Genomic DNA, 12,661 nt, shown 5'->3' on the forward strand with positions numbered 1-12,661 from the left:
CATGATTGATCTAAGCCCCATTGTCAGAACGATAAAATCGGGGCTAGCCTTGCGGGGTTGATGATTGGAGAGCCAGTGTGATGACCTCGACACGTTATCTGCCTGCTGCGGAACAGGGCCGTCTGATTGCGGCGGGTATGCTGGATCCGGTGGCACAGGTGGAGTTGTATCTTGAAACCGCGGCAGGGCGCGACGGGCGGATGGCCTTTACCCGCCTGACCCCCAATCGGGCGCGGTTCGAGGCGATGGCCGCGCGCACCCGCACCAAGGTAGGGCAGGGGCGCTCCCGGCTCGACGGGGTGGCGATCAGCTGGATGGACAGTTTCGATAGCGCGGGGCGGGTGAGCGAGGCTGGCACGCGGCTGTTTGCAGGGCGGGTGCCCGAGCGTGATGCCGCTGTTCTGGCGCAGGCAAGTGCTGCGGGCGGCGTCTGTCTGGGCAAGACCCAGATGACCGAGCTGGGGATTGATCTTCTGGGGGTAAATTCCATCGGGGTGACCCCGCCCAACCGCCATGATCCGGCGCGGGTAACGGGGGGCGGGGCCTCGGGGGCGGCGCTTTCGGTCAATCTGGGGCTTTGTGCGATGGCTGTGGGTTTGGATGGTGGCGGTGGTGTGCTTGTGCCTGCGGCATGGAACGATCTGGTCGGGTTCCGGCCCAGCGTCGGGCGGTTGCCGCAAGCGGGAATGGTCTGCGCCACGCAGTTCGACACGCCCGCGCTCATGGCGCGTCGCGTGGAGGACTGCGCCGAGGGGCTGGCTTTGATCGAAGGCGGGCGCGCGCCGGATCTGCGCGGGGCCACCCTGTCGGGCGCGCATTTCCTGCTGCTGGAGGGGCCGGTCTATGATGATGCCGACCCCGCCTGCCTCGAGGCGACCAGCAAGGCGCTCGGGGTCCTGTCGCGGGCGGGGGCACGGATTACGGCGCAAAGCCCGCCGGTCGTCGAGGCGCTGATGGGGCTGTGTTTTCTGATCGAAACCGAGATCCATGCCTGCTGGCAGGCACTGGCGAGTGCGAATCCGCTGAAAGTCACGCCGGATCTGATGCGTGTCTTCGAGAAGGCAGGCGGGGTCACGGCGGAGCGCTATCTACAGGGAATGCGCCAGCTTCAGGAGCTGCGGCGGGTTTGGGGTAGGCTGGTTTCGGGCTATGACGGCGTGATCATGCCGAGTGTCGCGCAGCTGCCGCCCACCTATGATAGCCTTTTGATAGATCACGATTTATTCACGACGCAACGGAAGCTGGCCTGCCGGAATGCCCGTTTGGCCGCGCTCTCGGGCGGACCAGCCATCACCTTGCCGACAGGGCAGGACATGGTCGGGCTAAGCCTGCTTGGACAAAATGGGCATGACGAAAAACTTCTCTGCGTCGCGGCGGCGGTGGAATCGGCTCTTGGCTGAAATGCCACAATCCTGAGGCGACCGCGCCCCTCTCTTGCCATGATCTAGACAGGTGATGTGGTTTTTGGGTAACGTCGTCCCGAACGGGGCGATAAATGACTCCGGCAGATGAGGCACATAATGGATTATCCCGAGCGGTTCTCGAACCTGCCCGAATACGCGTTTCCGCGTTTGCGGACGCTGCTCGATTCCCACCAGCCGGGCGGGGAAGTGATCAACATGACCATCGGCGAGCCACGGCATGCAATGCCTGGGTTTGTGGGGGATGTGCTGGCAGCCTCTGTGGCCGAGTTCGGCAAATACCCTGCCAATAATGGCACGCCCGAGCTGTTGTCGGCGATTTCCGCATGGATCAAGCGCCGCTATGGCGTGGAGGTCGGGGACGACCGGATCATGGCGCTCAATGGCACGCGCGAGGGGCTGTTCAACGCGCTTCTGGCGCTTTGCCCCGAAACGAAGGGCGGCAAGCGACCCGCCGTGCTGATCCCGAACCCGTTCTATCAGGTCTATGCCATCGCCACGATGATGGTCGGCGCAGAGCCGGTGTTTGTGCCCGCGACCAAGGAAACGGGCTATATGCCCGATTACCGTTCGCTGCCGCCCGAGGTGCTGGATCGCACGGCGATCGCCTTCATCTGTTCGCCGGCCAACCCGCAGGGCGCCGTGGCCTCGCGCGCGTATCTGGCCGATCTTCTGGCGCTGGCCGAGAAACACGATTTCCGCGTCTTCGCCGATGAGTGCTATTCCGAGCTTTACCGCCACGATCCGCCCCCCGGTCTGATCGAGGTGGCGCAGGAGGTGGGGGCCGATCCCGAGCGGGTGGTGATCTTCCATTCGCTCTCCAAGCGCTCGAGCCTGCCGGGACTGCGGTCGGGATTTGTGGCCGCAGGGCCCAAAAGCATGTCCTATATCCGCCAGCTTCGGGCCTATTCGGGCGCGCCGCTGCCGCAGCCGCTCCAGCGGGTGGCGGAAAAGGTCTGGGTCGACGAGGACCATGTGGTCGAGAACCGCAGGCTCTACCAAGAGAAATTTGACGATGCGGCCGTGGTGTTTGACGGTATCAATTCGGTCGCCATGCCGGAGGCGGGGTTCTTCCTGTGGCTTCCGGTCGAGGATGGCGAGGCCGCCGCTATGAAACTTTGGCGCGAGACGGGCGTCCGGGTGCTTCCGGGCGGCTATCTTTCGCGTGACGTCGCGGGCGAAAATCCCGGCAGATCCTATATCCGGGTGGCTCTGGTCGCCCCGAGAGAAGAAACGCAGCGGGGGCTGATCAGGCTCCGCGATTGCCTTTACCTTTGAGGACGAGCAGCAGATGGCATTGTATCAGATGAGACAGCGCGACCCCCTTCTCGACCAGAATACGCAGGCTCTTCTCGAGCGTCGCGGTAAGGAACTCGCCGGAGCGGGCCTGATCGTTCTGGCGGCGCTGCTGACCATGATGCTTGCCAGCTATTCGCCAGAAGATCCCAGCTGGATGGCCGCCACAGATGGCGAGGTCCATAACTGGCTGGGCCGGATCGGTGCGGGCCTTGCCTCGCCGCTCTATGTGATCTTCGGGCGCGGTGCGTGGCTGCTGCCGGTTTCGGCGGCGCTCTGGGGGGTGCGGTTCATGACCCATCGTGGCGAGGAACGCGCTCTGCCACGGCTGATCTTCCTGCCGATTGCCATTGCGGTCTCCTCGGTCCATGCGGCGCTTCTAGTGCCCGGCGCCGAATGGACGGCGAATTTCGGGCTTGGCGGCCATTTCGGCGATATGATCGCGGGAATGATGCTGGGCATCGTCGGGGCCTCGGCGTTTGTTGTGAAATTCCTGTCGCTGGTCTTTGTGGCGCTGAGCATCGCGATGACGCTGTTTGTCACCGGTTTCATCAAGCCGGAGCTGCAGAATATCCTGCGGTTCCTGCTGCTGGGGTTGCTGGCGATCTATGACACGATCATGCGGATGGTCGGGCAGGGGGCTTCGGCCTCCGTGCTGGCGGCACGGGGTGCCGCCGAGCGCCACCGTTCGCGCCGCGCCGAAGCGCAGGCCCATGCCGAGGAGCTGGCCGCATGGGAGGCGCAGCAGGAATATCAGGCCGAAGCGGTGGCCCGCCCTGCGCGCCGCGTGGCATATCAGGAACCCGTATTCGAGGAAGAGGACGAGGTTCTTTATGACGAGGAACCCTATCAGGAGCCGCCACGCGGCAATTTCCTGACGCGGATTATCCGCCCCACGGACACGATGCCCGAGCCGCAGTTGGAGCCCGAGATTGTCGATTTCGGGTATGACGACCTGCGTGCCGAACCTGCCGAAGCTCCGAGCCCCGACAGGATCAAGGCGCGTATCGCCGAGGCAGTGCACCAGCGCCGTCAGGCCCCGCCTGCGCCGCGCGTGCAGCGCAGCGCCCCGCAGCGTTATGCGGAGCCCGAACTGGAAGAGGTCGAATCCTATGAGCCGGCACGTCCCGAGGCCCCGCGCTCGGTGATGGCCGCCGTTGCCCGCCGTCTGGCACGTGGGCCTAAACCGCGCGAGCGTGTCGAACCGCAGCTGAAGGCAGAACCTGCGCGGATCGAGCCGCCGCTTCGCGCCGAACCGCGCTATATGCCGCGCTTCGGCGGGGCACATGCCGGTGCCGAGGCGCCCGTTTATGCCGCGCGGCCCGAGGAGGTCTCGCAGGCTCGCTCCCGTCTGATGGCCGAGCCGCGCAATGAGTTCGCGAAGCAAGATCAATGGCTTGATCAGGGCTACCATATGGACGAAGTCGAAGAGGCCGAGCCGCAAGGATTCGAGCCCTTCGATGTGGATGCCTTTGGCGAGCTGGATGAGAGCTATGGCAGCGCCCGCGTGTCGCCCGAGCCGGAAGAGGCGCCGCGTGCGCGTTTCTCGGCTCCTGTCGAGCCCTATGACGCCCCCCAGGATGAGCCAGAAGAGACCGATATGTCTGCGGCCACCTATCGCACCATCCAGCGCGGTGAGGCCTATGCCGAAGATGCGACGCTCAGCGGCGACGATCATGACGAGATGGAGGATCTTGCCCCGATCGCAGCCGAACCCGCCCGTCCTGTGGCAGCCGAGGCGCCGATGGCCAATGCCCGAACTGTGGCACAGGGCGAGAGCCTGAACCGCAGCGCGATCCAGAAGCCTGCGAAAATGCCGCCTGCGACCCATGCGAATTACGAGATGCCGCCGATCAACCTGCTGACCGATCCGGCCTCGATCCCGCGTCACCAGCTGCCCGACGAGCAGCTGGAAGAAAATGCCCGTCAGCTGGAAAACGTGCTGGAGGATTATGGAGTGAAGGGCGAGATCGTGTCGGTCCGTCCGGGCCCTGTGGTTACCATGTACGAGCTGGAACCGGCGCCGGGCCTGAAGGCCAGCCGCGTGATCGGTCTGGCTGATGATATCGCGCGTTCCATGTCGGCGCTCTCGGCGCGTGTGTCCACCGTGCCGGGCCGGACGGTGATCGGGATCGAACTGCCCAATGACCATCGCGAGAAGGTCGTGCTGCGCGAGATCCTGACGGCGCGTGATTTCTCGGATGGTAATATGCGCCTGCCGCTGGCGCTGGGTAAGGATATCGGCGGCGAGCCGGTTGTAGCAAATCTTGCCAAGATGCCCCACCTGCTGATCGCGGGGACCACGGGGTCGGGGAAATCTGTGGCGATCAACACGATGATCCTGTCACTCCTCTACCGCCTGACGCCGGATGAGTGCCGTCTGATCATGATCGACCCGAAGATGCTGGAACTGTCGGTCTATGACGGCATTCCGCATCTGCTGTCTCCGGTCGTGACCGACCCCAAGAAGGCCGTAGTGGCACTGAAATGGGTCGTGGGCGAGATGGAAGACCGCTATCGCAAGATGTCCAAGATGGGCGTGCGCAATATCGAGGGCTATAACGGCCGCGTGAAAGAGACGCTGGCCAAAGGCGAGATGTTCAAGCGCACCGTGCAGACCGGCTTTGACGAAGAAACCGGCGAGCCGATCTTCGAGACCGACGAGTTCCAGCCCGAGCCCTTCCCCTATATCGTCGTCATCGTCGACGAGATGGCCGACCTGATGATGGTCGCGGGCAAGGAGATCGAGGCCTGCATCCAGCGTCTGGCGCAGATGGCGCGGGCCTCGGGCATCCACCTGATCATGGCCACCCAGCGCCCCTCGGTGGATGTGATCACCGGCACGATCAAGGCAAACTTCCCCACGCGGATCTCCTTCCAGGTGACCTCGAAAATCGACAGCCGCACCATTCTGGGCGAGCAGGGCGCCGAGCAGCTGCTGGGCATGGGCGATATGCTCTATATGGGCACCGGCTCGCGTCTGAACCGCGTCCACGGCCCGTTCTGCTCGGATGAAGAGGTCGAGGAGGTGGTCAACCACCTGAAATCCTTCGGGCCGCCCAGCTATATGTCGGGTGTGGTCGAGGGGCCGGAAGATGATAAAGCCTCCGATATTGACGCGGTGCTGGGCCTCAACACCGGTGGCAATACCGGCAATGAGGATGCGCTTTACGATCAGGCGGTGCAGATTGTGGCGAAGGATCGCAAATGCTCGACCTCCTATATCCAGCGCAAACTGGGCATCGGCTACAATAAGGCCGCGCGTCTGGTGGAGCAGATGGAGGAAAATCATGTGGTCTCCTCGGCCAACCATGTCGGCAAACGCGAGATCCTGATCCCCGAGGCCTGAGCGGCTTTCTGCTGAACTGTGATGAACGCCCCGCGCAAGTTGATTGCGTGGGGCTTTTCCTTTTTCAAAAAGCGCCTAAATTCTCGTCTATGAACATACTTCGCTTCGCGCTTGCGCCCGTCCTCGCCCTGTCTCTTGCCGTGCCGGCATTTGCCGATGCGATCCCGCTTGGGACTTTGTCCAGTTATCTCAACAGCCTGCAATCGGCGTCGTCCAAGTTTACACAGGTGAACTCCGACGGCTCGATCTCGACGGGCACGATCTATATCCGCCGTCCGAATCGCGTGCGGTTCGAATATGACAATGACAACACGCTGGTGCTGGCTTCGGCCGGTCAGGTGGCGATCTTCGATCCGAAGTCGAATATGGGCCGGCCAGAACAGTATCCGCTGTCCAAAACGCCTCTGAGCCTTATTCTGGCGGCGGATGTAAATCTGGCGAAATCGGGTATGGTGACCAGCCACACCTCCGATGGCACAAAGACCACTGTCACCGCACATGATCCGCAGCATCCGGAATATGGCAATATCCAGATGGTTTTCACGGATGGCCCGACGCAGCTGCGCCAATGGGTGATCACCGATAATGCGGGAGCGAAGACCACCGTTATCCTCAACGGGCTTCAGAACGGTAAGGCGCTGGCGCCGTCGGTCTTCTCGATCAATCAGGAAATCAGCCGCCGAGGCGGCTGAGCTCTTTCGTTACAGTCGACCACAAGAAGCAAGCTGCGCGCGATACATCAGCGCGCGGCTTTGCACTTTTCGGGCCACGGCCAGAAGCCACGGCTTGGATTTGTGGCTGCCACGCGAATAGCCGCCACGCCCTTCATGATAGGCGAGATACTGGTTCATCGCATCGGTCTTCGGAATACCGAGGCTCTTTGTCGTGCCGTCCATATACCAACCGATGAAATCGGTCGCGTCCTGGATACGGTTGCGTCTTGCACCGCGGCTGCCGCCCTGCGCGCGATATTCCTCCCAAGTGGCATCAAGGGCCTGGCTATAACCATAGGCCGAACTCTGACGGCCGAGGGGAATCACACCCAGAGCGTATTTGAACGGGGTTTTTGCATTGCCGACGAACCGCGATTCCTGATGGATCGTGGCCATCTGCACATAGACGGGAACACCCCAGCGCGATTCGGTGCGTTTCATGGCCCGGAAATAGGCAGGCCGCTCACGCGACAGGGCGCATGCGTCGTCTAGATTTTGTGGCGCCTGGTAGTTGCCCCCACCACAGGAGGCGACCAGAAGGGCCAGCGCCAGAAAGGCGAATTTCTTCATACTGCTCTTGCCTGATTTTTGCTCTCGTTTTGTCGTTAATTGTATCTGAAAATGCCCCAAACGAAAATCACAAAGCCTATCAGCGAGCCTTCTGCACCAATAATACAGATTGTTTCCTGCGAATTTGTGGAAAAAGCCCTAGTTTCTTTGTAGAAGCATTAAGAAATCGAAAAGACTAGGGAAGGGCGAACATGTTTGCCACTCAAGCCAAATTCCATATCGGGCAGGTTTTGCGCCACCGTAAGGACTCGTTCCGTGGTGTGGTCTTCGATGTCGATCCGACTTTTGCGAATTCGCAGGAGTTCTATGACGCAATCCCCGAAGACAGCAGGCCGACAAAGAATCAGCCCTACTACCATTTGCTTGCAGAGACGGATGATGATTATTACATCGCCTATGTCTCCGAACAGAACCTTCTGGCGGATCAGACTGGCGAGCCTGTGGAGCATCCGGACCTGCCGGATCTCTTTGGCGAGTTTGCCGATGGGGCCTATCCTCTGCAATTCCAGATGAACTGAGCCGGATCAGCCGTCCTGTTTCAGAGGCAGGCGGAAAGCGAGCATGTTGCGACCATCCTCGCGCCTGTAGCCCAGATCTTCTGCAAGATCACGGATCAGGAACCAGCCGAATCCTCCCTCCGGAAGCTCCTCGGTATCCAGCGTCTGAAGGGCGTTTTCTACCGTGTCGAATGTCGCGGGGTCCTCGAGAACGAAGGCAGGAAGTTCGAGGCCGTCATCGGTCACCGAACAGTTAAGCCCGCGCTTATCCATCACCATGGAGAGGGTAATCGTGCCGACCCCGCTATCCTGATAGCTGTGTTCGACGATATTGTTCAGGATCTCGGCCAGTAACAGCTCGAGCGTTCCGGCCTCGTCCTGACTCATATGCAGCACGAATCTCGCGAGCGCATTGCGCAGGGCTTCGCGCACGGCCAGCGGAGTGGCCGGAAAACTATGATGGAAGATCCTTGGCTGCCGTTCACCACGCGGAACAGCCGTGCCACTTTTCAACGCATGTGCGTCGTGGTTAGCCAGCATTCCGCACCTCCGGTAGGAAGGCATCCTCTAGGGTCGGGTGGATCTTGAAGATCGTGTCCATGCGGGTCAGCCGGAACACCTTCGCGACGTTCATGTTCAGCGCGGCCAGTTCCAGCTTCCGGTCCTTGGGCAGGGCTTTCATGACGGCGACAATCGCCCCCAATCCCGAGCTATCGAGGAAGGTGACAGATTCCAGATCGAGAATGACGCGTTGTGACGGCTGCATGCAGACTTCGCGCATCTGGTCCTTGAAGCGGATGGCAATGGCTGCATCGAGTCGATTCTCGTCGACGCGGACCCACAGTGCATCCTGGCGGGCTTCGGCATAGAGGTTCATCTGCGGTCTCCGGCTCGTCACTCAATTTTCTCTAGGAGTAGGGGCTAAAACTTACCAAACCGTAATTCCGAATCGATTTCGCTCCATTCCCCAACGGAAGTGGCCGAGATGTCTATTTTAACCCCTCATGCGCAAGGAAGACTTGACCGGCTGGCACATCGCGGGCAATCGGTGGCGATGATGTATCGCTATGATCCGCCCTCCGACCCGCCCAAGATCCTGCATGCCGATCACGAGATTCTCGTGGTCGACAAACCGTCAGGGCTGCTTTCGGTGCCGGGGAAGGGGCCGGAGAAAGCGGATTGCCTGATCGCGCGGTTGCGCCAGTCCTATCCGGAGGTGCTGCTGGTGCACCGGCTGGATTGCGACACCTCGGGGGTGATGGTCTTCGCGCTGACGCCTCATGCGCAGCGCCATCTGGGACTGCAATTCGAGCATCGCCAGACCAAGAAGACCTATCTCGCGCGTCTCTGGGGGCATCTGGAGCCCAAGACGGGCCGGGTGGACCTGCCGCTGATCGTGGACTGGCCCAACCGTCCGCGCCAGCATGTGAACCATGAAACCGGCAAGCCCGCCCAGACCGACTGGAAGGTGCTGCAGCATGATCCCGATGGAACGACGCGTGTGCGGCTTATGCCGGTGACCGGGCGTAGCCATCAGTTGCGGGTGCATTGCCAAGCGCTAGGGCATCCGATTCTCGGAGACCCGCTCTATGCCGAGGGCGCGGCGCAGGACTTTCCACGGCTGATGCTGCATGCCCACACGCTGCGGCTGCGCCATCCCGATGGCGGCGAGCCTCTGGCATTTACCGCCGATACGCCCTTCTGAGGGGCTTCAGGCGGCCACAGCCTCGGTCAGGGCATAACCCCTGCGGGCGGCCTTGAGGCGCCATGTATCGGCCGCCTGCACGGCGTCGCGAAGGTTGGTGAACAGCACGTTGCGCATGCCACGGGCGCGGCCATCGCGACCCCATTCGCGCTGCACTGTATATTCGCCGAAGAGATTGTCACTCACCTCGACGCGGTAGAACTCTTGCGCCGAGGGGCGGTGGAGAAGAAGGGTCAGCATGGCAGTGCCTTCCGAAACGCTACAAATCCATAGAATCAGAACTTTGTGCCGCAGGCTACAGAAATCCAGTCTGACCGCAGGGTAATCCGGCATGGTGATCGCCCAATAAGAAAGACCGCAAGGTTTCCCTTGCGGTCTTGTCTTTGCCGATGGCTCGGTCGAATCAGCCCTGACGGGCTTTGAAACGACGCTGCGTCTTGTTGATTACGTAGACGCGGCCCTTGCGGCGCACGATCTGGCAATCGCGATGACGCTGCTTGAGCGAGCGGAGCGAGTTGCGAACCTTCATGGTCGTATCTCCTTGTCGCGGCGCGCGTGCGCCTTGAAAGCAAAAAGCCCCGACAGCCAGGCCGAAGGGGCGGCGGAATAGAATGGTGGGCGGTACTGGGATCGAACCAGTGGCCACTACGATGTCAACGTAGTGCTCTACCGCTGAGCTAACCGCCCACGCTCCGAAATGATTTGCCTTGGATTGCGTTTGGTCTCAAGCTGTTGCTTGATCCGGTCTGCAACCTTTCGGTTCACCTCCTCGGTGTGGAGGGGTCTATAAAAGGTGTTCGCACGACGCGCAAGGGGGTTTTGACGAGAAAATGCATTGCGCTACACTGAGGTCATCACAAAGGAGGTTCATGACCGTCCATGAAACATGATCGACCGGCTTTCCGGCTCTGCGAACCCGATCCAGTCCGGACCTCTGTTATTTTCTCATCCCCCCATTCTGGAAGTTACTATCCAACTGATTTTCAACAAAATACTGTTCTGGATCTGGCGCGCCTGCGGTCATCCGAGGACGCGTTTGTCGATGATTTCATGCATCTGGGGGCGCAGCTCGGGGCCTATTGCATCGCCGCAACATATCCGCGCGCCTATCTCGACCTCAATCGAGCGCGTGACGAACTCGACCCGGGAATCGTCGAAGGACTGCGTCAGCGCGGCAGTGGCAGCCGTGTTGCAGCCGGTCTGGGCGTGATTCCCCGCGTGGTCTCTGGCGGGCGGGCGATCTTGCGCGGGAAAATAAGTCTCGCGGAGGCCGAGACCCGTCTCGATGACATCTGGACCCCATGGCACCGTCAGATCGATCTGCTGATGGAGGCCAATAAAAAACGGTTCGGGGAGGCGATTCTCGTCGATCTGCATTCCATGCCCAGCGAGGCGATCGAGGCATTCGGCCTTAAACGACCGGAAATCGTGATCGGCGATCGCTACGGCAGTTCCGCCTCGGAGCATATCGTCGAAAAGATCGAGGCCGCTTTTGCCGCGACAGGCCTCTCGGTGAGCCGCAATACCCCTTTCGCAGGAGCCTATATCACCAAGACCTATGGCCAGCCTGCCAATCATCGCCACGCCATCCAGATCGAGATCAACCGAGCGCTTTATATGGATGAAGCGCGAATTGAACGGCGTGCGGATTTCGCCGAGTTCCAGTCCCTGATGGATGGGGTTCTGGCGCGGATTGCGGCCATCGGGCGGTCGGACCAGCCAGATACCATGGCAGCGGAGTAGGTCAGTCTTTCCGGAACCCCCGCCCCATCCGGATCGCATCCACGCCGAATTTGGCCCTGATGGCATCCATCGCGCGCTCCTGCTTGGCGCGCCGCCCCGCATCGGGGTCCAGCAGATCGCCCACCGGATCGCCCTCGCGTGCGGGCCTTAGCCCCGAATAACCGATACCGATCAACCGATAGGGCGTGCCTGCGGGCAGGGTGTCAAACAGCCGCTTTCCGACCTGAAAAAGCGTATCTGCCAGCTGGCTCGGATCTGTGAGCTGCGACTGGCGGGTCAGGGTGGAGAAATCCGATTTCTTCAATTTCAGAGTGACGATACTCCCCGATAGGTCCTTTGCCTTCATACGCGCTGCCGTCTTCTCCGCCATATGCCATAGCTGTGCCAGAAGCGCCTCGCGGTCGCTGAGATCCTGCGAGAAGGTCGTCTCGTTCGAAACGCTTTTGACCGGCGCATCCGGGGTTACACGGCGATCATCCTCGCCCATCGCCAGCGACCAGAGCCGCAGGCCCTGTCCACCGAAGCGGCGGATCATATCGTCGCGCCCGATCCGTAGGATGTCGGTGAGCGTGCGGATGCCTGCCTGCCCTAGGGCCTGTCGTGTTGCTGCCCCTACGCCCCACAGAATGCCTACCGGCTTGTCGCGTAGAAAATCGCGCGTCTCGGCCCGACCGATCACGGAAAATCCACGTGGCTTATCAAGGTCGGAGGCGATTTTCGCCAAAAACTTGTTATGGCTGAGCCCGACTGAAACAGTTACTCCGATATCGCTCTCGATTTCGGCGGCCAGCCGCACAAGGCTTTCGGCGGGTGGCATGCCATGCAACGTATCGGTTCCACGAAGGTCCAGAAAGGCTTCGTCCAGCGATAGCGGCTCGATCAAGGGCGTCAGACGCGCCATCTTCGCGCGGATCTCGCGAGAGACTTCGGCGTAATAGCCGATACGCGGCGGTAGGATCACCGCATCGGGGCAGAGCTTGCGGGCTTGGAACATCGGCATTGCCGAGCGCACACCGTAGATCCGGGCGACATAACAACAGGTCGTCACCACCCCGCGTGCGCCCCCCCCAACGATCAGCGGCAGCGAGGCCAACTCGGGATTGTCGCGCTTCTCGACCGAGGCATAGAAACTGTCACAGTCGATATGGGCAAGGCCCAGCTGGAGCAGTTCGTTATGGCTCACCAGCCCGTCATGCCTGCACCGCGGGCACCGTCGCTTTGGAGCCTCGGCGAAGGAGGCGAAACAGGATCTGCAAAGACTGGCCATACCTCTTTCCGATAGCGAGACAGAAAGGGGCGCTCGCGCCCCTCTTGGCACGTCGTGCCAATTCACCCCTGAGGATATTTATGGACACTGGAAGTGGGAG

General features: G+C 61.2%; 13 protein-coding genes and 1 tRNA gene. 7 read left to right on the forward strand and 7 right to left on the reverse strand.

The features are described from left to right. Window positions 1-80: 80 nt before the first annotated feature. The 4 genes from WDB91_RS04930 (at window position 81) to WDB91_RS04945 (ending at window position 6,758) form a co-directional block, all read left to right on the forward strand. On the forward strand, window positions 81-1,400 hold the full coding sequence (locus tag WDB91_RS04930) for an amidase (protein ID WP_339114033.1): 1,320 nt from the start codon (window positions 81-83) through the stop codon (window positions 1,398-1,400). Between the two features lie 120 nt (window positions 1,401-1,520). After that, window positions 1,521-2,699, forward strand: a complete 1,179-nt coding sequence (locus WDB91_RS04935; protein ID WP_339114034.1) for an aminotransferase class I/II-fold pyridoxal phosphate-dependent enzyme — start codon at window positions 1,521-1,523, stop codon at window positions 2,697-2,699. 13 nt (window positions 2,700-2,712) lie between these two features. After that, a complete protein-coding gene (locus tag WDB91_RS04940) occupies window positions 2,713-6,066 on the forward strand; it encodes a DNA translocase FtsK 4TM domain-containing protein (RefSeq protein WP_339114035.1) in 3,354 nt (1,117 codons plus the stop codon). A gap of 89 nt (window positions 6,067-6,155) precedes the next feature. Continuing rightward, entirely contained in the window at window positions 6,156-6,758 is a 603-nt protein-coding gene (locus WDB91_RS04945) for an outer membrane lipoprotein carrier protein LolA (protein ID WP_339114036.1), read from the forward strand. Window positions 6,759-6,767: 9 nt separating this feature from the next. Here the strand turns inward: WDB91_RS04945 and WDB91_RS04950 are convergent, their stop codons facing one another. Next, complete coding sequence (locus tag WDB91_RS04950; RefSeq protein ID WP_339114037.1) at window positions 6,768-7,349, reverse strand: lytic transglycosylase; 582 nt, start codon at window positions 7,347-7,349, stop codon at window positions 6,768-6,770. A 191-nt stretch (window positions 7,350-7,540) separates the two neighbouring features. Between WDB91_RS04950 and hspQ the strand changes: the two genes are divergently transcribed. Next, entirely contained in the window at window positions 7,541-7,867 is a 327-nt protein-coding gene (hspQ, locus tag WDB91_RS04955) for a heat shock protein HspQ (protein ID WP_339114038.1), read from the forward strand. Between the two features lie 6 nt (window positions 7,868-7,873). Here the strand turns inward: hspQ and WDB91_RS04960 are convergent, their stop codons facing one another. Together WDB91_RS04960 and WDB91_RS04965 are read right to left on the reverse strand one after the other, a co-directional pair. Beyond that, window positions 7,874-8,386: an ATP-binding protein gene (locus WDB91_RS04960; RefSeq protein ID WP_339114039.1), complete on the reverse strand. Its 513-nt coding sequence runs from the start codon at window positions 8,384-8,386 to the stop codon at window positions 7,874-7,876. Continuing rightward, window positions 8,376-8,723 carry an STAS domain-containing protein gene (locus WDB91_RS04965; protein WP_339114040.1) on the reverse strand — a complete coding sequence of 116 codons (348 nt, stop codon included), beginning with the start codon at window positions 8,721-8,723 and terminating at the stop codon, window positions 8,376-8,378. The genes WDB91_RS04960 and WDB91_RS04965 overlap by 11 nt, the downstream gene beginning before the upstream one ends. A gap of 177 nt (window positions 8,724-8,900) precedes the next feature. Here WDB91_RS04965 and WDB91_RS04970 point away from each other — a divergent pair, with 177 nt between their 5' ends. Next, on the forward strand, window positions 8,901-9,551 hold the full coding sequence (locus WDB91_RS04970; RefSeq protein ID WP_339114454.1) for a pseudouridine synthase: 651 nt from the start codon (window positions 8,901-8,903) through the stop codon (window positions 9,549-9,551). A gap of 6 nt (window positions 9,552-9,557) precedes the next feature. Here the strand turns inward: WDB91_RS04970 and WDB91_RS04975 are convergent, their stop codons facing one another. The 3 genes from WDB91_RS04975 to WDB91_RS04985 all read right to left on the reverse strand — a co-directional run bounded on the left by WDB91_RS04975 (window position 9,558) and on the right by WDB91_RS04985 (window position 10,238). After that, entirely contained in the window at window positions 9,558-9,791 is a 234-nt protein-coding gene (locus WDB91_RS04975; protein ID WP_339114041.1) for a WGR domain-containing protein, read from the reverse strand. A gap of 163 nt (window positions 9,792-9,954) precedes the next feature. Further along, a complete protein-coding gene (ykgO, locus tag WDB91_RS04980; protein ID WP_096433353.1) occupies window positions 9,955-10,080 on the reverse strand; it encodes a type B 50S ribosomal protein L36 in 126 nt (41 codons plus the stop codon). Window positions 10,081-10,163: 83 nt separating this feature from the next. Then, window positions 10,164-10,238: transfer RNA gene (locus WDB91_RS04985), tRNA-Val, on the reverse strand. Window positions 10,239-10,430: 192 nt separating this feature from the next. Here WDB91_RS04985 and WDB91_RS04990 point away from each other — a divergent pair. Beyond that, entirely contained in the window at window positions 10,431-11,294 is an 864-nt protein-coding gene (locus WDB91_RS04990; protein WP_339114042.1) for an N-formylglutamate amidohydrolase, read from the forward strand. Window position 11,295: 1 nt separating this feature from the next. Here the strand turns inward: WDB91_RS04990 and WDB91_RS04995 are convergent, their stop codons facing one another. Beyond that, window positions 11,296-12,561, reverse strand: a complete 1,266-nt coding sequence (locus WDB91_RS04995) for a DNA polymerase IV (protein WP_339114043.1) — start codon at window positions 12,559-12,561, stop codon at window positions 11,296-11,298. Window positions 12,562-12,661 lie beyond the last annotated feature (100 nt).

Origin of the sequence: Thioclava sp. GXIMD2076, assembly GCF_037949795.1 — a bacterium.
Taxonomy (GTDB): domain Bacteria; phylum Pseudomonadota; class Alphaproteobacteria; order Rhodobacterales; family Rhodobacteraceae; genus Thioclava; species Thioclava kandeliae.